The organism is Microbulbifer maximicatervae (SeqCode) (genome assembly GCF_052467825.1).
Window position 1 is genome coordinate 964,061 of record NZ_CP174327.1, and the last position, 24,926, is coordinate 988,986.

A 24,926-nucleotide genomic window follows, 5' to 3' on the forward strand; every position below is an offset into this window, starting at 1 on the left:
CAAGTGAAAAATATTAAGTATCGCTAAAGAATTTTGCCTGTTCTCATTTTCGCTGGCAGTGCTCTATAACGCTAAAGTTCTCCAAACAATAGAACTTGAAAGACACCGGTCAAACCACCTAAGCAAGTTTGATTTAATTTTTCAAAGCACTACTCACATTCCTATTTAAACCCTGGCCTTGATTTGGAAACTACATCCTTGTCATTAAAAAATTAGAGATTTGCCATATTCACAACCGTGGTAGCAATACTGGCCGGATCTAATTTTTCCAGGTTTCTTTTTATCGCCCGCTGCTACTGGCGGGCTCCAGGAAATCGAGATCAATACGCCCCCCAAATATAGGGCGGTCCAGAGTCTGCCAGATAACCTAAACAGCTGTATGTCCGGAGAAATACTACGCTGGCAGCGCCCAACCTACCTGTATATACATGTACATACAAATTCTTATCTTCTATATATTTAGGTTGTCCTCTGTATATAGATGGGTAAACCAGCCACTAGTAAAGAAGGCTATCGAGCTCATGACCGAAGAGGTGATCGGATAGCTCCCAAGTACACTGACGAAACCGCCCGATAAAACTTATAAGTCGCAGAAAAATAATTTTTTAGTGATTAGCGTGCAATGACAACGCTGTCTCCAATCTATTCAGCACTATCGACTGATCAGCAATAAAAATTCCAATTTCAGGTAGCAGAAAAGAAAAAATATACCACCCAGGCTATCTAATTATTTCCGAATTAGCAGCTTCAGGTTTGTAACAACTGGTTATTTTTTGTACATTTTCCGCCGTACCCGGTTGCGCCAACTAAGGCAAACCGACGAGAGATTTAACGACGAGGCGGAATTATGAAGAATCCATCCAGACGTCGATTCCTGGCAGTGACCTGCGCAACTGCGGCGGCCGTCAGCGCCGGACCGACTTTCGCAAAAGTAGGTAGCTCCCGCACCCTGAAAATGCGCAACCTGCACACCGGGGAGAAGCTGGAGGCCGCCTACTGGACTAACGGAGATTACAGCAGCGGAGGCCTGAAGCAGTTCAACAAATTGCTTCGTGACCACCGCGCCAACGAAGTGACCCGAATGGACCCCAAGCTTCTAGATATCGTCTACAAGCTGAAGGAGAAGTTCAATTACAACGGCACCATTGAGATTATCTCTGGATACCGTTCACCTAAAACCAATGCCAAGCTGCGTGCAGCTGGCCGAGGCGTAGCGAAACGCAGTTACCACACACGTGGCATGGCCTTGGATATCCGTATGCCGGGTGTGTCCCTGTCGAAGTTGCGCCAGGCAGCACTCAACCTGAAAGCGGGCGGTGTCGGATACTACCCGAAGAGTAACTTCGTACACGTGGATACTGGCCCCGTACGTCGCTGGTAATCCCCTCCCAATAGATACAAAAAACCCGGCAGTCGCCGGGTTTTTTGTTATGCCTGTGAGAGCAAGATTTATTCACCATCAACCGGTAAGCTAACCGGCATCACATCCTGATCGGATACTGGCACTTGGGTAGTACCTGCCATCAACCCGGCGATACGTTCCAGAAGTTTGCGTGCCTGGGCCAATTGGGTCAGCTCCGCCAGCTCAATCGGGTCTTCCATTTGCAACAACAAGCTCTCGAAATCCACAAAAGCCTGCTCTAAAGCCGTCACCTGATGTCGATCCAGCAACAGCTCCGCCAAGCCGCCCCCACCGGTGGGAATCCAGTTTGACTGGAGAGTTGCCATAATTGCCAATATCGCCTGCTTTGAATCCGCAGCACGGCTACTTTCCACATCGCTCTCGGAACTCTCCGGCAACCTGCGCAACAGCTGCTCATCAATCACCCGGGTATGCGATGCACGGATTTGCTGCAATCGGGCAACCGGTCCAAGGGATAGATAGGGCCGCGACAGGCTGTTGGCTGCCGTCGGCCAACGGCGGGCCAAGCCTGCCATATCCTCTTCCACACCTTTAACGATCAAGCGGGTTAGTTCACGGCGCCGATTGACGGCCAGGGCCTCGGGTTTTTCCCCATCGGACTTAGCTAAAAACTGCTCCGCAACCCGCTCGCTGGTGGGCCCCCAGAGCATAATTTCCAGGGCGTGAAAACCGGTGCTGGCCTCTTCATGTGCCGTCAGGCGGTGCTGCTTGCGCAGGTTCGTTAAAGTCAGATCAATGGCCGTATCGTTAACGATACCGCTCTCAGAATAACCCGGCACTGTATCCAGGTAGCCCGCCTGGGCCGGCCAACTATCTACTGATAACAGTAATTTTCTACCCTGGCTGCGCAACTCTCCCGAAGAAAAAGCCAACTGGATATAAGGCAATGCAGCAGCAAATTCCCTGTGGGCATCCAGCCAGGCAAGCCTGGCATTTTCCAACTTATTTTCATTCGGCTGAGCCAGGAGACCATCCACTTCACGCTGCAACGTTTCAACAGCGGCATGGGCGTGGATAACCTGGGCCTCACCCGCCTGCCAAATTGCCAGGGATAACTCGGTCGCAGCCTTTTCATTCACAGGTTGCGGCGCAATACTTTGTTGCGATACCTGCTGCGGTTTTTCTACCGCTTTTTGCTCACAGGCAGAAAGTCCGGCCAGGGCCCCGATTAAAACAGCCAGGGCCCGGTACTGGATAATAGATCCGTTCACTCAATTCCCCATCTTGTGCATTTCACAAATACTGGCAAGCACCTACTCACTCTCTTCCCGCAAACTGATCACCGGCCAGCCGCGAGCCTTAGCTTCTGCGCGCAGGCGATCATCCGGGTCCACCGCAATTGGGTGCTCAACTTCGCCCAGTAAGGGCAGATCATTGATGGAGTCACTGTAGAACCACTTTTCACTGTTGGCGTATTCCGGGTTGTGGGCCAGCCATTGGCGCAACCGGACAACTTTCCCCCCCTGGTAACAGGGTTCACCAACGACCTTCCCGGTGAACCGCCCCTCATCTTCCTCTGGCTCAGTGGCCAGCAAGGTGTCGACACCGAGGCGCGAGGCAATGGGCTCAACCACAAAACGATTGGTCGCAGTGATAATCATGATGTGGTGGCCTTTGCGGCGGTGTTCGCCGATCAGCTCCTGGGCCCGAGGCAGCCACAATTCACTGATAACTTCCTGCATAAACTCGCTTTGCAAGTTATCCAATTGGCCACGGGAAAGCTGAGCCAGGGGCTCCAAGGCAAATTCCAGGTAGGCAAAAATATCCAATTCACCGCGCTGGTAATCTTGATAAAAGCGATCGTTAGCCGAGCGGTAACGGGTCCCGTCGACATGTTCACGCTCCACCAGAAATTCGCCCCAGGCATGATCGCTATCACCACCTATCAGCGTGTTATCCAGATCAAAGATTGCCAAGTGCACCGTCGACTCTCCCATAACTATAGGTTCCCCATAAGCATTTGACCGCCAGGAAGCCGGAAACGTCCCCTGCGCGGCCGCTAATTTTACCTTGCGCCGCACGACAGCACACGGACTGCGTCACTGAATTGCTGTAAACCCCCCGCTGTGGAACAATGCAGAACAAGTAAGTGCAGCGCACGGCCGCACACAACAGTATTGAGGATGGTATTTTGGGCGACGGCAAGCCGGCACAGGCCGGACGAAAGAACCGCCGTAAGCCCGCCAAGCATTCGAATCGCAATGATAAAGCTCCGGCCGGTAACAAGAACCGGGGCACGAGTGGCGAGAGCAGCAGCAATATCGATGCCGAGGGGTTCCGCCCCAATGTCGGTATTATCGTGCTCAACGCCCGCGGTCAGGCACTGTGGGCGCGGCGGGTAGGTGGCAAGGACGCCTGGCAATTTCCCCAGGGTGGTATTAATCCGGGCGAAACCCCTGAACAGGCGCTATATAGGGAACTGTACGAAGAAGTAGGCCTTACTCGCGATCAAGTCAGTATGATTGCCTGTACTCGAGGCTGGCTGCGTTATCGCCTGCCTCAAAGGCTGATTCGACGTCGCTCCGAACCACTGTGCATCGGGCAAAAGCAAAAGTGGTACCTGCTGAGGCTCGATGCAGAAGAGGCCTCTATCAGCTTCGACAATGGTTACAAACCTGAATTCGACCACTGGCGCTGGGTAAGCTACTGGCACCCACTGAGTAAAGTGGTGACCTTTAAGCGTGAAGTATACCGGCGTGCACTGACCGAGCTGGCCCCACAACAAATACAGCTGGAGAGACGCTGGCTGCGCGGACAGGACAGCTGACCGCACAGGGTAGTTAGCAGCGTATCTTCACAAATGGCCCCGATCAGCATCGAAATTCTACTTTCCGGGGCCATCGAATTTCTCCGTTGATTGGCGAGGACAGGCCATTGCTCGGATCTCTGCGCAGTATCGTTCAGGAAGTAAATGCCGCCCGGAACCTCACCGCGGTGCTCGAAATCATTGTGCATCGCGTGCGGGAAATCATGCACACCCGCGTCTGCTCCGTATACTTGCGCGACAAGCAACACGGCAACTATGTCCTGATGGCCACCGATGGCCTCAACCCCAAAGCGGTTGGCCAGGTCCACCTGGCCCCCGGCGAGGGACTGGTGGGCAATGTAGTTACCCGCGAAGAGCCGATTAACCTGGAAAGGGCCGAAGCCCACCCCGCCTTCCAATATTTCCCCTCTACAGGAGAAGAGCGCTTCAGCGCCTTTCTCGGCACACCGATTATTCACCACCGCGCCGTACTGGGTGTCCTGGTTGTGCAGCAAGAAGAGAAGCGCCGATTCGACGAGTGGGAGGAAGCTTTCCTGGTCACACTTTCAGCGCAGCTCGCCGGCGTTATCGCTCACGCCGAAGCTACCGGTCTTCTCGCCTGTATTGGCAAGCAACAACGGGAAACTCACTTCTCTGGCATTGCCGCGTCCCCCGGTGTGGCTATCGGGCGGGTACATATTGTCACCCCGCATGCGAATCTCGGCACAGTGCCCTACTCCGAATGCGAGGATGTGGACACTGAACTGGCCCTGTTTCAACAGGCCCTGACAGCCGCCCAAGAAGAAATTCGCGAAGTCGGTGAGAGCCTGAAGAGCGACCTCAGCCCCGAGGAACGGGCGCTATTCGATGCTTACATCAGCATGTTGGATGACAGCTCCCTCGCCGTCGAGGTATGCGATCGCATCCAACAACAACTCAGTGCCCAGCGGGCCTGGGCCGAAGTTATGTTGGAACATGTGCGGCGCTTTGAAGCCATGTCCGACTCCTACTTTCGCGATAGGGCCGCCGATGTTCGCGACCTGGGCGCTCGAGTGCTGATGCACCTGCGACAACAGCAACAGAGCGACCGGGACTTCCCCGATAACACCATCCTGATCGGCGAAGAGCTAACCGCAGCGGTATTGGCAGAAGTACCCAGGGAAAAGCTGATCGGAGCCGTATCGGTTAAAGGCTCCTCCAACAGCCATGTGGCTATTATTGCCCGAGCCATGGGACTGCCCGCTGTAATGGGAGTCCAGGACCTGCCCTACGAAACCATCGACGGTGTCGATATGGTGGTAGATGGCTACCGGGGCGATTTGCATATTCACCCCGGCGCAGAACTCAAGCGCCGCTACGACGATATTGTTGCAGAAGAGCAGCAACTGGCCCGCAACCTGGACCACCTGGCTCAACTCCCGGCAATCACCTCCGATGGCCATCGCATTCGCCTGATGGTAAATACCGGGCTGATGGCCGATGTTGTTCGCTCCCTGGAGCGCGGCGCTGAAGGAGTAGGACTTTTCCGTACCGAAGTACCTTTTCTATTGCGAGACCGTTTCCCCTCCGAGGAAGAGCAGCGGGAAATTTACCGGGAGCAACTGGAAGCCTTTGCCCCCCTGCCCGTCACCATGCGCACCTTGGATATCGGCGGCGATAAAGCACTGGCCTATTTCCCTATCGAGGAAACCAATCCCTTCCTGGGATGGCGCGGTATTCGCGTAACTCTCGACCACCCGGAAATATTCCTGGCGCAAGTGCGTGCCATGATGAAAGCCAGCCTGGGGCTAAATAACCTACGGATTATGCTCCCCATGATCAGCGGCCTGAACGAGCTCGAAGCCGCGCGCAAACTGGTGGAAAGAGCCTACCGGGAGCTGCTTGAAGAAGGGTACGAAATTGTTATGCCCCCACTCGGGGTAATGGTAGAGGTACCCTCCGCCGTCTACCAAGTGCGGGAACTCGCCGTACATGCAGACTTTATATCGGTAGGCAGTAATGACCTCACCCAATATCTCCTGGCGGTGGACCGCAATAACAGCCGCGTAGCCAATATTTACCACGCCCTGCACCCAGCGGTACTGCGCGCTTTGCAGGAAATCGTAACGGCAGCCCATGCCGTTGGTACCAAAGTGGGGATCTGTGGAGAACTAGCAGGAGAACCTAGCGGTGCATTGTTATTAGTAGCCATGGGCTACGATATGCTATCGATGAACGCCACTAACTTACCGCGAATAAAAGCTACACTGCGCGCCGTTAGCCGAGCTGATATTGAGCAGCTCCTGCAACAGGTATTGCAAATGAATAGCCCTGAGCAAATTGAAAGTACCGTGAAAGGGTTTCTTAATGAGGCGGGGTTGAAGGTGTCTTTGCAGCCGTAAATGATGAGGTATTTAAATCTAAATTTACCCGATTTTATAAAGCCTGCGCTCAATAGCTAACAACCAGACCGTTAGTCCCTCGCAACAGTAAGATATTTGCCCAAGCGACTAATGAAGAGCTATATTGCTCAACATTATTCTGACCCACTAAATAGCTTCTCAATGTTTCCTAATCCTTAAGCTACTTTTCAGAAATGGCAAGCTCACTTTATTTCTAAGCGTGCCAATGGCATAGCAGAATATCCCCCACCAAAAGAAAAAAACAAATAACTACTAAATACACGTGATACTCAATTAGTACACTCAAACCAAAAAATATCTAACCCTCCACAACACTCAATCCTGAAGCCTTGGCCTCATCACACTTCTAAATTTCCGATAATTCCGACAAGTTAGTGAGTGCCAGCTCAGGTAATTATGATCATTTTGACCGTTATTTTTGAGCTTCACATAGAATGTGTAAAAATACTTTACAAATCAGTCAGTTATAAGTTGAGTTAAAAACCGGGATAGTAGTCAAAGTGATCATTTTTGTAGTTTGCACTTTAGCACCAAATACATCTAACCCTATGATTTTTATTTAAAATTTCCGTTATATCGGGAAAATTGATTCCGAAATAGTAATCATGATAAAAGTGGTCAGAATGATTACTATATAAATGTTATGTGTAGGGGACGAGATGCCAACGAAACCAAAATATAAAGTAGCGATTACTCGGTTAACCGATAATGGTGCATATGTTTACGCTGGCTGCGAAGAGCTACGTGGGGAGGCGACGTTCACACCTACCTATAATCATTGTTATTTTGGTGATCTTAAGCTTAAGAAAATCAAGGGCGGTCAAAGCGGTGGTAATTATCGTGGTGTTACGGACAATGAAGTCTATAGGGTAATTAAGTTTGAAAAAACTCAGTAGCGTAAAAACACATAACAAGGCAATTAACTACGCCACTTGCTGCGCAAGCGGCCGGACCTCCGCAAGCTACGCTTGCTGCGGCCCGTTATCGCGGCGTTAAATTTCTATGAGCCATATTCACATTAATCACAGAGCTCTCTTGAAGTCGGTGCTAATTTCAGCAATTGTGAGCACCGTTGTAATGGCTTTTTTTTCAGGCTATGGAAAAACGATTACACCTGATGGTGTTGTTACTCATTATTACAATTTCAGTTCCGTATTTTTATGGATGCCAATATTGTTTATGGTAATGGCGCCAACCATCGTGATAGTTGCTTACCTGCTGGGTATTGCCCTAATCAAGAGCCGACTATTTTCATTGCCAGTTGTGGTTATTGCTGGGGCTGTGGGTGGTGGCCTGGTTATATCTATGCTGTCGGGGAAATGGCTAATGTTCTCAATAGTTGGTTTGTATTACATTGCGTCAGGTATAGTTTCAGCAGTTACCTGCTATTACCTGTACAAAAAATTTAACAAGGCGCTCAATTCGCAGGCTTCGCCTGCTGGGACGCCAAAAAACGGCGCCCATTAGCGCGGCGTTAGTTTCCAATTTACGAGAGGAAAGATATGGATTCTATAGATTTAATAAAGGCCCTAGAAGAAACAGGGTTACTAAAAGTAAAAGATAGTCCAGGTCATGTATGGAATATTATTAAAGCGTATCTAGGTGACAAAGCCATCGACTTTGACACTGAAGCCATTGAAAGCTACAACAGCTACAAGGTGATTTTCAATCAGTATAAACTGGCCTTCAGAGATGACTTAAAACTCGACAGAAGAGCCTATACCTCAGAAGTTGATTTCGAAAATAAACTGGCAACGATTAGCATTACACTCGATGGAGAAACATATTCATCTGAATGGAAACAAGAAACGGATTGGGTGTCTGGAGAGTTTTTTAAATTTATAGAAGAAATTGTTGAGCCGAAACTCCCAGGAAAATTTGTACATTATATACCTTTAGACCAGTGCTATAGAGGTTTATATTTACCAAACGAATTGGCGGACAAAGTAAACTCAGTATTCAGAGAATTTGAAAAAGAGCTATAGCAACTAACAAGTGCCAGCATGTTCAGCACACTTCGTGTGCTTGGACCTTCGGCGCTCCGCACCTCGGCCCATGTGGCAAGCGTTAAACATCCAATGGATATTATCGAATTGCATGATTTGATCTCTGAGGTTATTGAGAGTCTCCCCGAACAAGAATCTAGAGAGCTGATTGCCCTTTGTGACTCTTTAGAAGAGCTTGGCCCTAATGAATGGAGTATTAGGATTGCGAAATTCTCAAATAGAATGCTCCTAAACAATATTGGCGATACCGAAAAACTACTGAAGCTAGAGGCTGAGGCAGAGAATGTCCGCTCAATTGAGATCAAACCAATCTACCTGTTGTTACTTTTAGTTATAGTGGCATTGGTGGTGTATTATGTTTAACAAATCAATGAACTACGCGCCTTCGGCGCCCGACAGCTTACACTCCGCTTCGCTGCGTTTCAGCTGCGGGTTATTGAGGCGTTAGGCATGTAGAGATATGAAGGTATTCCTAGATAGCAATATTATTCAGCACTCAGCGACAACATATCGCACTATGGATATATATTTTGGTGGAGCTAAGCCAGGTGAGCCATTGGTAAGAAAAGGACCAATTCAAACAATTAACAAGAAACCAGCAAAAAACCAAAAACTGAGGGCGGAAATTGATTGTTTGGAAGAGCTGGCATCTAAATTGAAAGCTCTCCGTGCCACTCTGATCATGGATTTTGATAATATCTATTCAGAGGTGCGTAGGGCGGGAAGATTTAGAAAAGAATTCTTTTATGGTAGCGACATCAAATACGCGGAGCGGCCGCCTGAATTTAATACGGTTCTAGGGGGTCCTAGCTGGTTAAATTCAGGGCCTACCGACAAGCAATTTCACAATTTCCTTCATAATCTGAAACACCCAAGATTCTTAGAGTTAGCGAAATTCTCTGGTGCATTACAAGGAAAGGATGCCAATTACAATCAGCTTGCAGATGCGTATTTCTTGTGGTGTGCAGAGATAAATGAGGCAGATTACTTTTTAACCTTGGATGCCAAATTAGAAAGGTCTATAAATCAGGCTAAAAGTCTAGTTTATAAACCAAATGTAATATCAGCTTCCCAATTATTAACCGAACTACAAAATGCCTAACAAAGCCAAGCACAATTGCCCAATGCAAAAAAACGCATTGGGCTGGACCTCGCTGCGCTCGGCCTGTGTTGGCGGCGTTCAGGCTGTAGAAAAACTAATTTATGTCTTTGCTTTCTTAGGTGTGATCAAATATTAACCATAAATCGTGATTCTACGTGAATTCTGATCTAGCTTTCGCTGATGAGTAGGCTATTTTTCACGTAGAAGCACAATACGAAAAGAGGGCTGAGTTTTTCTACACCCTCGTTAAGCCCTCAGAGAAAAAGTATGGATGCCAAAGAGTTTGTAAAACGCTGGAAGATCGAGAAAGAAGATCTCCTGAAACTTTATACCTCCGGCAGTGAAGAAACTGAGGTGGCTTCCATAATCAAGAAATCCAAACCAGCAGAAGCTGATGGTATCAGTCCTAGATGGTGTTCTTACTGATACCTTCTATTCCTTGCTATTGGGGCTTGATGGCTCTAGAAGCATAGGCGGTACTCAACATAGATTTAAGGTATATGACGAGTCTGGAAATTTAGTATCAGATTGTGGTGATCTTGAATCTGAAGCGTGGGAACAGTTTCATGGTGAATAGCGAGCTTCGTGCCAGGCTTAACAAGGCGCTCAACTACACTCCGGCTGCAAGCGGCCGGAGTCGGACAGCCAAAAGCGTGCTTCGCACTCGCTGCCGGTTAGCTTAGCGTTATGAGTAAGTGTAAAATGAAGAATGTCCTGATATTTCTATTGGTATTAATACTTCCCAAAATGGGTATGGCATGCTCTTGTTCAAATATTGAAGTCGAGGATTATTTGTCTTCGTGTGATTCTTTGTTTATCGCTCGGTTAGTAAAAGCAGAATATAAAGAATCTGATGAGTCAGGAGGCGAAATAAAGGGAAAATTTGGTGCCCCGATTGAAGTATTTCAAGGCGATCCTGGTAAAGTAAAAGGGCTTAAGATTGAGCATATGATTGGTTCGTCTTGTGACCAATATCCAACGATAGGTAGTAAATACTTAGTTTGTGGAAAAAATGAAAAAAAATATACCAGCTATAGCCATTGCTCTTATACAGTAGATCACGCGGAACACTATCGCCGAGATATATTAAAACAGCTAAGAGATAAAAACTTATAACAAGCCATTCAAGGCGCCAGCTGGCTGGGACGTTATGTATAGGAACATGAAGGCACTTATCATCTACTACATTAAGCACGTTCTGCTATTGGGAACGGTTGGCTTTGTAATGTTTCAGTGCATTGCTTGGCTACAGCTGGGATGGTTTTGGGCTTCTGACAGCATAGAGGCTTGGCTGCTCTCCTTGGCTATCGTAGCGATATATCTATTGCTAGTTGGCTCTCCAATTATTTGGATTTCAAGTAAATTCAATCTAAAGGGATGGGCGGTACTTTTTTGTACCCTATCTGGGCCTTTGGCTGTAGTTCTCTATATGCTTGTATTCAGCCATCGGCCGCCAAGCTTATATAATTACTTTGTCTGGCCCTGGAACATGCATCTGATATTTTTGATTATTGGTCTTTTGTTCGGCTTGTCACATATAAAGGCAAAAAATGCATAACCAGTTTAGGCAGTACGGCTGCTACGCATCCCAGGCGCACTTCGTGCGCTACTGCCAAAGGCGTTAGGCGCTTCTTGCCATGAGATGTCTCATTGTAACTCTTCTAGTTTTATGCACGCCGTTAATGGCTAATACCTCTTGCGACAACGCAATACTAATCCCAGGAAAACAGATCTACCCTAGCAAGACTGCTGCAGGTGTAGACATACTCTCATTTGGCCCCTGTGAAGTTTATGTCTCTTTTGACCTTGAAAGCTCAAAGCCTGTAAATATTGACACAAGTACAGCCACTGACCGCTGTGCACTATTCTATCGATCAGCATCTAAATTCGTTGAAACAACGACATACGTTAAAGGCTCAAATATTAAAGGCTGCAACACTAAAGTCATATATGTTGAAGGTGGTGACACCTAAATCGGGTAGCCGGTAGTTTCTAGCTACCAGCCCCCACACCACCCATCGTGCGAGTCCGCAATGGGCGGTTCCCTATCCGTGATGAATCTCTTACCAATGATAGTATCAAGCAGATCTTCATCTGAGTTGAGTGTCACAGCTCTCCCCAGATATGAACGTGAACTTACACAATATACTGCATCATTTACTCTGCCCATTAGGTTACTTGGCTTCGGTATCCTTAGCTACCTCGCCTCCAGGCTAAGCTCTATATTATGTTTTTGTTCATCAGCTCATAGCTTTGCCAGCGGCTTCCTCACCACAAGACCTCACGGTGTTTCAGTTGCCATTCGCTAGTAGTTAGCATTTAATGGAGCCCATTAAATGGTGATCTTTCTGCAGAGGACTTTCACCCCATTAGTCCGCAACCATGTTGGGCGTACCAAGTTTAGGTTGCGGAACCAGCTGACGCTGTTTCGCAAATAAAAACGTTAGGTCGTAGAATTCAAGTGGAGAAGTTAATAGTGAATAAAATTATTAAAGCAATAGTATTGTCCTCATCCCTCATCGCTACTGGTGCGGCATATGCCAGCCAAGAGGCGCAGCAGCTTAGTATATGCCTCACAGACTCAATGAACGGTAAAGAAAGGAAAAATTTGGCCAAATGGATTTTTTTTGGCATGTCCTCGCATAGCTCGATCAAACCTTTTTCAAAGGTTACCGAGTCAGATATTGGCGATTCAAGTGAGTATGTTGGGGCATTAATTACCCGGCTTATAACTGAAGATTGCCCCAGTCAAGCTAAGGCGGCTTCAAAAGTACTGGGTTCAGCTGCCTTTGATCAAGCATTTAAGGTTGTTGGAGAAGTAGCAATGCAAGAACTAATGGCTGAGCCCTCGGTTGGTCAGTCGCTAGGAGCATTTGAGAAGCACCTTGATAAAGAGAAATTTAACGCGGTATTTCAGTAGTGTATCCATTTTATCAGGGCAAGATCACACAAAAAGACTAACGAATTTTCTGTCTGCGACTAAAGGCGTTATATCCAAGACTTACCCACATTTAGTAGACGCCCTATATAGTTAGATTTAGCCATAACACAAAGGTGCACCTAAATTACGTAAGGTAAGGAAAATTTTGAAATTAAAGCTCACGATATGTTGATAGTCACGTCTTACGGTGTTTAACATATCGATGAAATTTAATTAAAATGCAAAAGGATTAGCTTTGAATGTTTTTAAAATTCTGCTTTCAATAATATTCATACTCATCAGCACCACTGCTTCATCAAGCATAGTTAAGATGAAAATATCTGAACAACTATATATCTTAAGTGGAAAGGAATATGGCACTAATATCGGTTTAATAGCTGCAGAAAATGGCTTGATATTAATTGATCCGATGCCGGGAGATAATCATCTGAGTGAATTAGACCAAGTAATTCAGTCGATCTACGATAAGCCTGTTATTTTTATCTTAAATACACATGCACACTCTGATCACACTGGAGGCAATAAGTATTTTGAAAATAAAGGTGGGAAGCTAATAGAGGGTGACATTCCCCTGAAAGGGTTTACTCATATTAAAGTTGAGTCTCATTCATCGATTGACAATATATTTTATCATAAGGAGAGTAACGCAATATTTGTTGGTGATATTTTCGATACTAGCTGGCATCCCACATTTTATGCTGGTGGAGTTAAAGGCTTCAGCAGCGCAGTTGATACTATTTTAAATATGGGTGATGATCAAAGCTTAATCATACCCGGGCATGGTGTTACTGCCAATAAATCATCTCTAATTGAATTTAGAGAAAATACTTTTGCATGGATAAATAGAGTTCGAGAACTTTATCATAAGGAATCAGATCTAGAGAAAATAATGGCGGATACACAATTAAAGAGTATTTTACAGAAATTCAACGCGATCGATAAAGCCACATTTATACCTGAAAAGGCTTACAAAAGATTCATAGAGAGAACAATCTCCGTGATAGATAATGAAGAGAGTTTGCAACAAGCTCATTGATAGGGTGAGCTTTAGCACCCATCTTTTGTTATTATTCTTCTGAGGAAGAACCCTTCACTGTAAAACTTGTTAACTACAGGAGCCTACGCTCTATTGAAAGTCTTGGTATTTGATTTAAAGAAACTATTGATTTTTACCATCACACTCCTACTTGCACTTGCTGCATATTACCTTACTTTTACAGCTTTCTATGAGTCATGGTTCCCTTATTATGAGGAATATCTTTCGTACTTCTTTTTAGCTGGACTAGCAATAGTTGTATTATTACCATTCGCCATTGCAGCCACTTCAGGCCAAAAGAATGGCCTGGGTTATCTTTCTAAGTACGCCAATTCAGCAACGAAGGTTCATTTAGCTGTAGTTATCTTATCTATGTTAATTTTTGCTTATATGATGTCCAATGGCGTTTTACTAGATGAGGCAGGTATTTATCAAGTGGTACCATCAAGTGAATAGACGTAACTAGCAACGGCACCTGGCACCAAGACCGCGGTTCTGCTAAGGTTTTGATGCCGATGCTTTGGATGCTCCACAATTAGGACCAAGCTCTCAACAGTTTCTATTCCCCTGCACCCTTCTCTTCTGGACACGTTTGTAAATTTCTTCACGGTGAACTGGAAGTGATCTGGGAGCTTGTATTCCTATCTTTACCTGATTTCCCTTAACTTCCAATACTGTGATTGAGACATTGGCTCCGATCCTTAGGTTTTCACCAGTTCTGCGCTTTAAGATCAACATAATTCTATTCTCTGATATTCAAGCCATGGGTAGACTTTTATTGATGGACGGCTGAGAAACTAATCTGTTGAAGAATGCAGGGGGAGCGCGAGAACGATAGGCATAGAAGAAGAAAAGGCGGACGCAACGCTCCCAGAGCTTGGAAAGTCTCTCCAAGCCGCTGGATGTACTCCACTTTATTGAAGACGAGCGGGTTTCTAGCGTATGATCCATATAGCCATTTTGATAGTCTAGTTATCAATTTGGTTAGCTGGCCCCTGGTGTTCCCGCACCTTGGGTCAGCGCCTTTTACTTACTCTTACGTCACGCTACCGTTCTCCTTTTAGAGAGTGGTTCTTTTAGAAAAATCTTGCTCTATTGAATCTCTTTGGTCATAGGCCTTCAAAAAGCGCCTCATTTACGACCAAAATACCAATAAATATCTATCGATTTTACGCAGATTTGACACTGAAACAAACTTAATAAATTTCAATAAGATCATTTTTGTGCCTATTTTTTGTAAGTTACCGCCTTGGAAAATATCGAAGTATGTAGAAAATGGCCAATTAGATTGGCAATCTTTAATGGCCTTTACGTTATAACCTCAAGGCACAAGACAATCAAAAATAAATACGTAAACGTACTCCTCATTTCAAAAGAGAAAGGCTAAGTATCTTCTAAGTATTGGATATATTGCCGTGGGTTTTATGTGACTTACCCATTGGTATTCGCACTGTGATTTTCAGCCAGTAATTTAGGAGAGATATCCTGCATGATCGTACCTATTTAAAAGTTCAATGTCCCTGAAAACTCATTAATTACTCTTCTCAAGCCGTATATTTTGGCTGGGCACTACTTATGATACATTCTGATATTACAAATATTGCAGCAAGTATTACAACTCATTGATTTATAAAGATTTTTTTCTAAAAGAAGGCTCAAGGCGAATATACTGTACACGTGATATGGCCACTGGAATATTCTTCAATCGATACTGGTTATTATATTAGTGGGCATCTTTCTCTGATTTGAGTCGTTTTCCATTCTCTGGGCATGCTGATAAATGATATGATTTCCTCCACTTTCGATTATACGAATAGACCAGCCAAGGAGAGTAAATGGTCAGTCAGAGAATTAACTATTTGCAGATAGCAGGGATACTTACTGTATTGTCTGCTTTAGTTCATATTGGGTGTATAGTATTTGGTGGTGATTGGTATCGGTTTCTCGGTGCCGGTGAACATATGGCTCAACTAGCTGAAAGTGGCCATCCCTACCCAACTATTGTAACTAGCGTAATTTCAGCCGTTCTACTGCTTTGGGCTAGCTATGCTTTTTCTGGAGCGGGTTTAATTGTTAGGTTACCGCTAGTTCGGCTTGGCCTAATACTAATCTCAACGATATTTTTAGCTCGTGCGCTGGGTTTTTATTTTATAATGCCAGCCTTCCCAGATAATTCGCTAACTTTCTGGCTAACCAGCTCTGGCATATGTTTAATTCTCGGCTTAACCTATTCGCTTGGTTTAATACAGAGGTGGAACCTAATTAGCGGAAAGGCCTAACAATGGGTGTATTACTAGAAAACTTTATTCGTGAAGAACTCTCCGAGCGCTTGATTGGGCGTATTGAAGCGACTGTTGAAGAAGCCAAGCTTAACCCATCGATAGCTTTTAGAGAGTTTAATGGAAATGTTTATGACCTTGTATTTAATTTTGAAAAATCAGAAGTAAGTGTAAATAGTGTCTTAGATACTAGTTCAACCGGCACTGAGAATTTGTCAATAGATGTATTTTTATTAGCAATAGGGTCCAAACTTAATTGTTACGTAAATTTGTAAAACTTAAATTTCTAGTTCTTATAGCATGTACCGCTTTAATTATAAGTTGTGGTGAAAGCGCGTGCACAGCACAATCTGATAAAGTGGTTATCTTTATTAATACTCCATCTGTTCTCGGTAGGGGTAATATCACAATAAGGTGGGGAGACGGCCCAACCACACAATCTATTGAGCTTTGGCATCAAGTGTAAAAGGTAAAAGCATTATCTTTCCCTATACCATTAGAGATTATGATTAAGAAATTGGTATTAGTATTTGTGAGCAGCATAGCTATTGGCTGCTCCACAGTAGTTACAGAATATATTGAGCGATCTAATAGCTTTGATTTTAAAGAGATTGTTTCTTTCGATACTATTGAAAATTATGGCTTTAAAAACAACAGGTATTGCTCTACAGAGCATAAAGTATGCACAAACTACCTTCTAGGGGAGCCACTTGAAAACAAGAAACTTCGCTATACAGTTTCTCTAGAATCATTTAGCGGTGCGGAAAGTACTGTCAGTTTAGATATTTCAAAAAACTCACTACCTGAATTACATTCAGGAACAGTTGTTCTTATACACGGTTTTAGGGCATCTAAAGAGTTTATGCTGAACTCGGCTCTGTACTTCAGGATGTTAGGTTTTAGAGTTATAGTCCCTGACTTATTAGGGCATGGTGAGTCTGATGAGGATAAAGAATACGGTGTTGGTGATAGTAAAATAGTCAACGATATCATCAACAAATATGCAAATAGACCCCTGTATATTGTTGGTAACTCTATGGGTGGCACAACTGCAATGCACATTTCTACTTTAAGAAATGACATTGATGGAATAATTCTACAAGCTCCAATGCTTCGATTTGATGACGCAGTTTTAAATTATACTAAAGCTAACTTTCCGAGTATGACATTGCTTTTTTCAGAGGAAAGCATCAAGCAAGGAGCATTAGATAGTTTAGTTAGAGCTGATATCACTCCTGAGCAGACGGACATTAAACCAATTATTGGATCCTCTAGTGTACCTATAATTATTTTTGCATCATCTTCAGATCCTATTGCTCCACACAGAAGCTATAGCAATCTAGCATCGAATAGTGTTTCAATTGTAAAAGTTGACGACCGAAACCACCCAAGTATGTCAATAATTGGTGACAATGAAAGTCGGGAGTTGGTTCACTGGTTTGGCAAGCTATCAAGATGACGATTTCAGCATAACCGGCTTAGCATTTAATCATCTATTAAACGGAGCGACGAACCATGAATGGTGTTATATTCATTGGCTTACAAGCCAGCGGAAAATCCTCTTTTTATCTTAGTAATTTTTATAAAAGCCATCTCCGCCTGAACATGGATATGCTTAGAACACGGCATAGAGAGAATATTCTTTTCAATGCTTGCTTGGAATCTAAGCAGCCAGTTGTGATTGACAACACAAACCCAACGAAAGCAGAGCGGGAAAAGTATATTAATGGCCTTAAAGAGCACCGTTTTGAAGTTATTGGGTATTATTTTTCATCAAACTTGACTGAGTGTATTCAAAGAAATGCCTCCAGAAAGGGCAAAGAGCGAATACCAGACGTTGGGCTAAAAGGGACATACAACAAGCTGGAACTACCAGAATATACAGAAGGCTTTGACAAGTTATATTATGTATCAATGAAAAACGGGGATTTCACAGTAGAAGAGTGGAAAGATGAAGTTCAATGAGTTAGATAAGAAAATGCGTGTATATGAAACCGCGCATGATCACAGTGTTTTACCTGGTATATATATCGTTGCTCGAATTGATGGTCGTTGTTTTACAACACTAACTAAGGATAAACACAGTTTTGAAGCACCTTATGACTCCAAATTTCGAGATATGATGGTCGAAACCGTTAAGCACTTGATGCAATGTGGATTTAAGGTTCTTTATGGATATACACAAAGCGATGAAATATCACTACTTCTTGATTTGAATGAGAATACTTTCGAGAGGAAGGAGCGAAAACTAAATTCAGTCTTCGCAGGAGAGGCGAGTGCAAAATTTAGTTTACTTCTAGGCGACATTGGGGCTTTTGATTGCCGTATTTGCCAGCTACCCCATCGGCAGCTTGTCATCGATTATTTCCGTTGGAGGAATGAGGATGCTCACAGGAACGCTCTGAATGCCCACTGCTACTGGAGCCTACGCAAGGAAGGCTTATCTCCCGAAGAGTCTGCTGCTACATTTACAAAAATGTCAGTAGTTCATAAAAATGAATTCCTTTTCCAAAAGGGAATCAACTTCAACGATCTACCGAATTGGCAAAAAAGAGGAGTGGGAATCTATTGGGAGCCTTACGAAAAAGACGCACTTAATCCCATTACCGGTGAGGCAGTTAAAGCAAGTCGCAATCGACTGAAAGTTGACCTCAATCTTCCGATGAAGAACCAATACAGTGATTTTATTGGTGGTTTTGTTCCTGAAATCATATAGTAAGTGTGAACTTAGGCCGCAATGCGGCCTTTCTGGTTATAGCTACTTTTAGAAGATGAAAGCACTCAAGTTTCTTTTCTTAAAACCAATAAAGTTGGCTCTATTGTACCAAATTAGTTAAAAACAAATCTAAACGATTAATTAGCCCGAGTGATACACTATAAAGGCGCCCATTTATTTAAAACTCACTAGAAGTTTGTGCGCAATGATGAACCAACGCATATAAAACAAGGAATGAAATCGTGCTAAAAAAGATAGCGCTTCTCGCACTAGCTACAATGATCACTGCCTGTGTTTCACCTATTCCGTTACAGGAGCAGTCCGCAAAAGCAGAGTACACAACTAAAGAGCCTGTTTTAATTTCTGTTATTGATCAGCGCAAACGTGTTCAAGAAGGGAAAGATAAGAACTTTATAGGTAAAGCCCACGTTTCATTTGGTATCCCGGTTGATTGGCATGTTAATCAGGTGTTAGCTACAGAGCCGGGAGATAAAGAAAAGAATCTTGCTCAGTTTCTACAAAGCCGATTGACTCACGGCTTGAATGAAACGGGCTGGAATACCACAGCAGTAGATTTAGATGAAGTGCCGAGTGATGAAGCCATCAAAGCCTTGATGGAAGAAAATAACACCGAAAAAATGATTAGTCTTGTGCTTAATGAGTGGTATTTCAGTGTTAACTTGAACTGGGTTTCAGCATTCAACTTCGACACGAATACCGACATCCTCGTATACAGCCTGGAAGAAGGGAAGTTACTTGCCAAGAATATTGCTGAAAGGGATGTCGTTGACGAGCAGGCTAGTGAATCTCCACAAAACAATATCTTGCGGGCCTATAAAGCTCAGCTAGATCAGATTGTGAATGATGAGGAAGTTCGCAACGCAGTATCGTTTGATCAATAAGCGGAAATTGATTTAGGCGCTTATAAAACAAAAAAGGCTGTGGGGATTACCCACAGCCTTTTTTTAATATGCTTTTCAGCACATTCGCTCTATTAGTCTTCAGACTCTGAACGATATGTGTCTGCATCCAGCATATTGTCCAGCTCGCTCACGTCGGAGGGCTTGATGCGGAAGAACCAGCCATCGTCGTAAGGAGAGGAGTTTACAGTTTCCGGAGCTTCTTCCAGAGCTTCATTGACAGCAACTACTTCACCGGAAACCGGGGAGTAGATATCGCTGGCAGCTTTAACGGATTCAACTACACCTGCCTCGTCACCAGCAGCCAGGTTGGTGCCCACTTCTGGAGTCTCAACGTAAACCACATCACCCAGGGCATCTTGAGCGTGATCGCTGATGCCGATGGTTACAGTGCCGTCCTCTTCCAGGCGTGCCCACTCGTGGCTGGAGAGGTATTTCAATTCATTGCGGATTTCGCTCATGCTGTTATCCCTTGATTAAGCATCTAAGTTTATTGTCTTAGTGACGCGTACACCTCTGGGCGACGCTTAAATAACTGACTTGCCGTTGCGTACGAAGCAGGGCTTAACCACCTTGACTGGCTGCAGTTTCTTGCGGATTTCCACCTGTGCGGTATCACCAACACTCACCGGAACTCGCGCCAAGGCGATAGAGTAACCCAGTGTGGGGGAGAAAGTGCCGCTGGTAATGATACCCCGGTCATCACTATCGTCTACCACTACCGGTTGACCTGCGCGCAATACACCGCGCTCTTCAAGCACCAGGCCTACAAGCTTGTGCTTAACGCCATCGGCTTTTTCCTGCTCCAGAACACCACGGCCGATAAAGTTGCGGCTCTCCGGTGCCCAGGCAACCGTCCAGGCCATGTTGGCAACCAGCGGAGAGGTCTCATCGTCCATCTCATGCCCGTACAGGTTCATACCCGCTTCCAGGCGCAGGGTGTCGCGTGCACCCAGTCCACAAGGGGAAACGCCCGCTTCGGCCAGGGCGCGCCAGAAACCACTGGCGTCTTCACCCGGCAACATAATTTCCAGGCCATCTTCACCGGTGTAACCGGTGCGCGCTACGAACCAGCCACCCCGGGCAACGCTTTGGAAAACTTTTAGTGCATCAATCGCGGAAGTCCAATCAATGCCCAAAACCTCTTTGGTTTTCTCGATGGCATTGGGGCCCTGGATAGCGACCATCGCTACATCCGGGCACTCTGTCAGGGTCACATCGAAGGACTCTGCCTGCTTGCGCATCCACGCCAGATCTTTCTCGCGAGTTGCACAGTTAACAACCACTCGGTAGCCGGGATCGCGCAGGTAGACGATCAGGTCGTCAATCACACCGCCTTTGTCATTGAGCATGCCGGTGTAAAGGGCCTTACCCGGGTTGCCATCCAGCTTGGCAACATCATTGGCCAGCAGGTAGCGCAGGTAGTCGCGGGCCTGGGCGCCATCTACGTCAACCACGGTCATATGGGAGACATCGAACATCCCCGCATCGGTGCGCACCTTGTTGTGCTCATCCAGCTGCGAACCGTAGTGCAGCGGCATGTCCCATCCACCGAAATCCACCATTTTGCCGCCCATAGCGACATGCGTGTCATACAGAGGAGTTCTATTTCCCATTTTTAAAATCTCAGTCCGTCAGGTTCCGAAGCGGCGTATTCTAGCGGCTTGGGTACCGGCCTTGCCAGCGGGGCAGGCGCGGCAATATATATGCTCTGCAAGCCTAGCAGGCATTGGTAGTAAAACCTGTCCAGGTTCACAGAGGCCGTCAAAGATTCCGCTGGCGCTCTATCCTGCATTCGCCCGTGTTTGGGAATCGGGCAACACCCAACCCCCACTGTGTTGGGCTAGTGCAGAAATGATCATTTTTTAATCAGAGGGACTCTTAATCAGTCGCTGCCCCGATCGCGCCCTTGACCAGCCTCTTCCGCGTTCTCTTCTGTGTTTGCGGATTCGTCGACTTTGAGGCCGTACTTCTTCGATCTCCAGCGCCACAAACGCTTAGCCAGCTCCTGGCGGTCGGGTGTTTTATCTGCCTCGTCGACAATTTCTTCCCCGAGCAGGGTCTCCAGCAGATCCTCCAGGGTCACCAAGCCCTCGAGACTGCCATATTCATCCATAACCGCACTAATCTGCACGCGGCGGGACAGCATTTTCTGGAACGCTTGGTAGATAGTCGCTGTTTCCGGCAGGATCAACATTTCACGGCGATAATCCGCCAGAGTTTTCTGGTGCTCACCTTTGGCGTAGGCCAGCAATAGCTCCTGTCGCAATACAAAACCCACCACACAATCCGGGTCGCGATTTTCATAGACCGGGATACGGGAAAAACGCCCTTTCTCTGCATCCTCGTAGGCCTCTTCCACAGTAATGTCCTGCGGCAGGGAGAAGACCACTGTGCGGGGAGTCATCACCTCGCGCACGGAGTGGTCCCGCAGGGTGAAGAACAGGTTGCGCAGGATGCTGGACTCCCGCTGCTCTAACTGCCCTTCCGCCTCGCCAATTTCCGCCATAATGGCAAACTCATCGCGGCTAAAGCCCGTAAGGGTTGGGCCATGGGACAGGCCTTTGGTCAACCACTCGGACATTTTTACAAACGGGTGGAGTAACCAGACCAGGCCGCGCAATACATAAGCGGTGCTTGGGGCCAATTGGCGCCAGTACACGGCTCCCAGTGTCTTGGGAATAATTTCAGAAAAAACCAGGATCAACAGGGTCAGGATCGCTGAGGCGATACCCAGGTACTCATTGCCAAAAACCGCTGCTGCCTGGGCACCGGCACCTGCAGCACCCGCTGTGTGCGCGACGGTATTCAGGGTGAGGATAGCGGCCAGGGGGGCATTAATATCGGATTTTAATTTGCGCAGCAAAGACCCCGCTTTATGCCCCTCCCGCTCCATCAGGCGCACGTATGGGGTAGTTACGCTGAGAATAACTGACTCTGCTATCGAGCACAGGAAAGAAAAGCCAAGGGCAATAAAAACGTAGGTTATCAGTAAAATCATATAATTCAGGTTGAAGCGGGATAAGAGTTAAATTTTCGCGCACCACCAGCAACGCAGTAAACCAGCGCAATCAAAAAACCGGCAAAAAAGCCTCCTAAATGCGCAGCATTGGCGATGCCGATCCCAGTAAAATAGGTAATCACTCCAAGAACGCACAATATCATCCACACAATCGCCAGGGTAATAATACCCGGGGGTATATCTCTCCATGCCGGTTGCCAACGCTGCATCACCACAGCAAATCCGACCAGCGTGTATACAACACCCGACATTCCAGCGAATATCACCTCGGGCTTCCAGGCATATTGGGATAAATTAGCTGCAATCCCGCCGAGCAACACCAGAAGGCTATAAATAAATGGCCCTCCGCGTGCTTCCAGTGGACGCCCAAGTATCCAGATAGCCAGGGCATTGAACAGGGCATGCTGAAAAGACAAGTTGATGATTGCAGGGGTCCACAATCGCCAAAACTCCCCTCTCTCCAAGTGCCACATTAAAGACGACTGTGAGAAAAGTGGGCCACCACTGGTATCTGGATATATTAAAAGCGGGGCAGACAGATTATTGGAATGTAAAAACCAACCAAAAAAACACAGGCCGATTAGCAGTAAACTAATCGGTGTTTTATCCATTGGGAAAGTCGGTAAAAATGAGGGGCTTACAGGTGCTTTCTCTTTTGGTGCTCGTCTCTCTTCACCCGGTAAATGGTCGCCGGCCTCTGGTTCTGCCTTTGTTAGCTGAACTCTGTCCAGATTAACTAATCCCCGCTCCCAATCTTGCAAAAGCGGCTTCAGCAATTCAGCTATACCTGAATCTGTCGTCAGCAACGCCTGCTGATTTTCTTCCTCAGCAATTCTCAATGGCAATTGGTAACGCTGTATTAAGCGAAAAAGCGCGCTAAGATCCTTTGATATAGGAAATGAGTAAACAGTAATCCAGTGACTCAATTGAAATTAACCTTTTTTACCGACAGCAAGGCTTTTAATTCCCCTCTGCCTCAGGGAAAAGCCACTTAGTAGATAGGTAAACACCAGCAACTTCTCTGACACCCCCACTGAGCACTTTCTCCCGATCCATTTTTGCGGGAATAGCAAATTTAAACCGCCATAGCCCGCATAATAATCCGCTTCTTTAACATGGGGCTGGCATCTACCATGCTCAACCCAGTGTTACGCAGCCAGCGCCAGTGCACATCGCCAGCGCCGAACAAAGACTTAAAGGCGCTCATCGCTTTCATAGTGGCGGCATTGTCGCCGCGACGGCGGCGTTCGTAGCGGGCCAACACTGAAGAGTGAGAGGGCTCCAGGCCGCGCGCCATAGCGCGGTCAATTTCATCTGCCAGCACCCGCACATCCTGCAGCCCAAGATTTACACCCTGGCCCGCGAGGGGGTGGATACTGTGGGCGGCGTCTCCCACCAATACAGCGCCAGGGCCGCGATAACGTTCCGCATGGCGCGCGCGCAGGGGGAAGGAAAAGCGCTCACTGACGGATTCCACTTTGCCCAAACGGCTCTCAAAGGCTTTTTCCAGGTTCAGGGCAAAGGCCTGGTCATCCAGCATCAATAGCTCTTGCGCCAGCTCTTCATCCGCAGACCAAACCACGGCGCAGTGATTGTCATCCCCCAACCCCGCGAGAGGTAAAAATGCCAGTGGACCCGTTTGTAAAAAACGCTGCCAAGCGGTGTGACGGTGAGATTTCTCACTGCGCGCGACACACACCAACGCAGTTTGATGGTAATCGGTATCCTGGGAGCGGATATGCAGTAAGTCCCGCACTTTAGAGCGGGCGCCATCGGCACCGATTAACAGGCGGGTGCGCACTATCTCAGGTTGCTCACGGAGGCCATCCTCTTCATTTAAGCGATCTTCACCGCGAGGCTGTAAATGCCAGAGTCCGCAGTCGCGCCACCAGCTCTCCAGGCGAAAACCATTGACCAACTCCACGTTGGGTAGGGTTTCCAGCCGTGCTCTTAACGCGGCGACAATGACATTATTCTCGACGATATGACCGAGATTCGGCAGCTGCACATCACGGCTGTTAAAGCTTACTGAGCCGGTTCCATCTGCATCCCAAACCCGCATTTCCACATAGGGGCAGGCGCGGCGGCTGGCAATATCATCCCAGGCTCCCACCTCTTCGAGCAGCTCGCGGGAGGCCTGTGTCAGGGCCACCACGCGGGGTTCATACTGCGGTGACAATTGCAGCGTTGTTTCCGGGGACGCCTCCAGCAAGGCCAGACGCATGCCCGGGTGCCGAACTGCCAGCAGCGCTGCCTGGGCCATGCCCACCATGCCTGCACCCACAATGGCAAAATCCAAACGATGTCTGTTCATAAAAGCCAATTCCGCTGAA

The 24,926-nt window shown here is 46.7% G+C and carries 27 protein-coding genes; 19 read left to right on the forward strand and 8 right to left on the reverse strand.

Annotated elements, in window-relative coordinates:
• Positions 1-847 precede the first annotated feature (847 nt).
• Positions 848-1,381, forward strand: a complete 534-nt coding sequence (gene mepK, locus ACJJII_RS04235) for a peptidoglycan L,D-endopeptidase MepK (RefSeq protein ID WP_282930973.1) — start codon at positions 848-850, stop codon at positions 1,379-1,381.
• Between the two features lie 68 nt (positions 1,382-1,449).
• On the opposite strand, the gene ACJJII_RS04240 is transcribed toward mepK, so the two are convergent.
• Both ACJJII_RS04240 and ACJJII_RS04245 read right to left on the reverse strand, forming a co-directional pair.
• Positions 1,450-2,634 (reverse strand): imelysin family protein, encoded by a 1,185-nt coding sequence (locus tag ACJJII_RS04240; RefSeq protein ID WP_413663580.1) that lies wholly within the window; start codon positions 2,632-2,634, stop codon positions 1,450-1,452.
• Positions 2,635-2,676: 42 nt separating this feature from the next.
• Entirely contained in the window at positions 2,677-3,345 is a 669-nt protein-coding gene (locus ACJJII_RS04245) for a histidinol-phosphatase (RefSeq protein WP_444919255.1), read from the reverse strand.
• Positions 3,346-3,683: 338 nt separating this feature from the next.
• Here ACJJII_RS04245 and ACJJII_RS04250 point away from each other — a divergent pair, with 338 nt between their 5' ends.
• From ACJJII_RS04250 to ACJJII_RS04305, 12 genes are all read left to right on the forward strand, one after another.
• Positions 3,684-4,190: an RNA pyrophosphohydrolase gene (locus tag ACJJII_RS04250; protein ID WP_444919256.1), complete on the forward strand. Its 507-nt coding sequence runs from the start codon at positions 3,684-3,686 to the stop codon at positions 4,188-4,190.
• A 107-nt stretch (positions 4,191-4,297) separates the two neighbouring features.
• A complete protein-coding gene (gene ptsP / locus ACJJII_RS04255) occupies positions 4,298-6,550 on the forward strand; it encodes a phosphoenolpyruvate--protein phosphotransferase (protein WP_444918412.1) in 2,253 nt (750 codons plus the stop codon).
• A 680-nt stretch (positions 6,551-7,230) separates the two neighbouring features.
• Positions 7,231-7,467, forward strand: a complete 237-nt coding sequence (locus ACJJII_RS04260; RefSeq protein ID WP_444918413.1) for a hypothetical protein — start codon at positions 7,231-7,233, stop codon at positions 7,465-7,467.
• A 106-nt stretch (positions 7,468-7,573) separates the two neighbouring features.
• Positions 7,574-8,038, forward strand: a complete 465-nt coding sequence (locus tag ACJJII_RS04265; RefSeq protein ID WP_444918414.1) for a hypothetical protein — start codon at positions 7,574-7,576, stop codon at positions 8,036-8,038.
• A gap of 35 nt (positions 8,039-8,073) precedes the next feature.
• A complete protein-coding gene (locus ACJJII_RS04270) occupies positions 8,074-8,556 on the forward strand; it encodes a hypothetical protein (RefSeq protein ID WP_444918415.1) in 483 nt (160 codons plus the stop codon).
• Positions 8,557-8,574: 18 nt separating this feature from the next.
• Positions 8,575-8,940, forward strand: a complete 366-nt coding sequence (locus tag ACJJII_RS04275) for a hypothetical protein (RefSeq protein ID WP_444918416.1) — start codon at positions 8,575-8,577, stop codon at positions 8,938-8,940.
• 97 nt (positions 8,941-9,037) lie between these two features.
• The gene (locus ACJJII_RS04280) at positions 9,038-9,679 is read left to right on the forward strand and encodes a hypothetical protein (protein WP_444915334.1); all 642 of its coding nucleotides are present in this window, start codon (positions 9,038-9,040) and stop codon (positions 9,677-9,679) included.
• A gap of 267 nt (positions 9,680-9,946) precedes the next feature.
• The gene (locus ACJJII_RS04285) at positions 9,947-10,105 is read left to right on the forward strand and encodes a hypothetical protein (RefSeq protein WP_444918417.1); all 159 of its coding nucleotides are present in this window, start codon (positions 9,947-9,949) and stop codon (positions 10,103-10,105) included.
• A gap of 276 nt (positions 10,106-10,381) precedes the next feature.
• On the forward strand, positions 10,382-10,795 hold the full coding sequence (locus ACJJII_RS04290; RefSeq protein WP_444918418.1) for a hypothetical protein: 414 nt from the start codon (positions 10,382-10,384) through the stop codon (positions 10,793-10,795).
• A gap of 1,360 nt (positions 10,796-12,155) precedes the next feature.
• Positions 12,156-12,599 carry a hypothetical protein gene (locus ACJJII_RS04295; RefSeq protein WP_444918419.1) on the forward strand — a complete coding sequence of 148 codons (444 nt, stop codon included), beginning with the start codon at positions 12,156-12,158 and terminating at the stop codon, positions 12,597-12,599.
• Between the two features lie 256 nt (positions 12,600-12,855).
• Positions 12,856-13,656, forward strand: coding sequence for an MBL fold metallo-hydrolase (locus ACJJII_RS04300; protein ID WP_444918420.1), 801 nt, complete (start codon positions 12,856-12,858; stop codon positions 13,654-13,656).
• Positions 13,657-13,749: 93 nt separating this feature from the next.
• Positions 13,750-14,112, forward strand: a complete 363-nt coding sequence (locus tag ACJJII_RS04305) for a hypothetical protein (RefSeq protein ID WP_444907033.1) — start codon at positions 13,750-13,752, stop codon at positions 14,110-14,112.
• 93 nt (positions 14,113-14,205) lie between these two features.
• Here the strand turns inward: ACJJII_RS04305 and csrA are convergent, their stop codons facing one another.
• On the reverse strand, positions 14,206-14,394 hold the full coding sequence (gene csrA / locus ACJJII_RS04310) for a carbon storage regulator CsrA (protein ID WP_444907032.1): 189 nt from the start codon (positions 14,392-14,394) through the stop codon (positions 14,206-14,208).
• A gap of 1,097 nt (positions 14,395-15,491) precedes the next feature.
• Here csrA and ACJJII_RS04315 point away from each other — a divergent pair.
• The 6 genes from ACJJII_RS04315 to ACJJII_RS04340 all read left to right on the forward strand — a co-directional run bounded on the left by ACJJII_RS04315 (position 15,492) and on the right by ACJJII_RS04340 (position 19,553).
• The gene (locus ACJJII_RS04315) at positions 15,492-15,935 is read left to right on the forward strand and encodes a hypothetical protein (RefSeq protein ID WP_444918421.1); all 444 of its coding nucleotides are present in this window, start codon (positions 15,492-15,494) and stop codon (positions 15,933-15,935) included.
• 2 nt (positions 15,936-15,937) lie between these two features.
• Complete coding sequence (locus ACJJII_RS04320; RefSeq protein WP_444918422.1) at positions 15,938-16,210, forward strand: hypothetical protein; 273 nt, start codon at positions 15,938-15,940, stop codon at positions 16,208-16,210.
• A 230-nt stretch (positions 16,211-16,440) separates the two neighbouring features.
• Positions 16,441-17,394, forward strand: a complete 954-nt coding sequence (locus ACJJII_RS04325) for an alpha/beta hydrolase (protein ID WP_444918423.1) — start codon at positions 16,441-16,443, stop codon at positions 17,392-17,394.
• Between the two features lie 56 nt (positions 17,395-17,450).
• Positions 17,451-17,900: an AAA family ATPase gene (locus ACJJII_RS04330; RefSeq protein ID WP_444918424.1), complete on the forward strand. Its 450-nt coding sequence runs from the start codon at positions 17,451-17,453 to the stop codon at positions 17,898-17,900.
• The gene (locus ACJJII_RS04335; protein WP_444918425.1) at positions 17,887-18,651 is read left to right on the forward strand and encodes a tRNA(His) guanylyltransferase Thg1 family protein; all 765 of its coding nucleotides are present in this window, start codon (positions 17,887-17,889) and stop codon (positions 18,649-18,651) included. The genes ACJJII_RS04330 and ACJJII_RS04335 overlap by 14 nt, the downstream gene beginning before the upstream one ends.
• 242 nt (positions 18,652-18,893) lie before the next feature.
• Positions 18,894-19,553 (forward strand): hypothetical protein, encoded by a 660-nt coding sequence (locus ACJJII_RS04340; protein WP_444918426.1) that lies wholly within the window; start codon positions 18,894-18,896, stop codon positions 19,551-19,553.
• 92 nt (positions 19,554-19,645) lie between these two features.
• Here the strand turns inward: ACJJII_RS04340 and gcvH are convergent, their stop codons facing one another.
• From gcvH to ACJJII_RS04365, 5 genes are all read right to left on the reverse strand, one after another.
• Positions 19,646-20,032 carry a glycine cleavage system protein GcvH gene (gene gcvH, locus ACJJII_RS04345; RefSeq protein ID WP_282930945.1) on the reverse strand — a complete coding sequence of 129 codons (387 nt, stop codon included), beginning with the start codon at positions 20,030-20,032 and terminating at the stop codon, positions 19,646-19,648.
• Between the two features lie 66 nt (positions 20,033-20,098).
• Complete coding sequence (gcvT, locus tag ACJJII_RS04350) at positions 20,099-21,187, reverse strand: glycine cleavage system aminomethyltransferase GcvT (protein WP_413663598.1); 1,089 nt, start codon at positions 21,185-21,187, stop codon at positions 20,099-20,101.
• Positions 21,188-21,456: 269 nt separating this feature from the next.
• A complete protein-coding gene (locus ACJJII_RS04355; RefSeq protein WP_444907019.1) occupies positions 21,457-22,572 on the reverse strand; it encodes a CNNM domain-containing protein in 1,116 nt (371 codons plus the stop codon).
• A gap of 5 nt (positions 22,573-22,577) precedes the next feature.
• Positions 22,578-23,519: a rhomboid family intramembrane serine protease gene (locus ACJJII_RS04360; protein WP_444918427.1), complete on the reverse strand. Its 942-nt coding sequence runs from the start codon at positions 23,517-23,519 to the stop codon at positions 22,578-22,580.
• 149 nt (positions 23,520-23,668) lie between these two features.
• Positions 23,669-24,907 carry a UbiH/UbiF/VisC/COQ6 family ubiquinone biosynthesis hydroxylase gene (locus ACJJII_RS04365; RefSeq protein WP_444918428.1) on the reverse strand — a complete coding sequence of 413 codons (1,239 nt, stop codon included), beginning with the start codon at positions 24,905-24,907 and terminating at the stop codon, positions 23,669-23,671.
• Between the last annotated feature and the right edge of the window lie 19 nt (positions 24,908-24,926).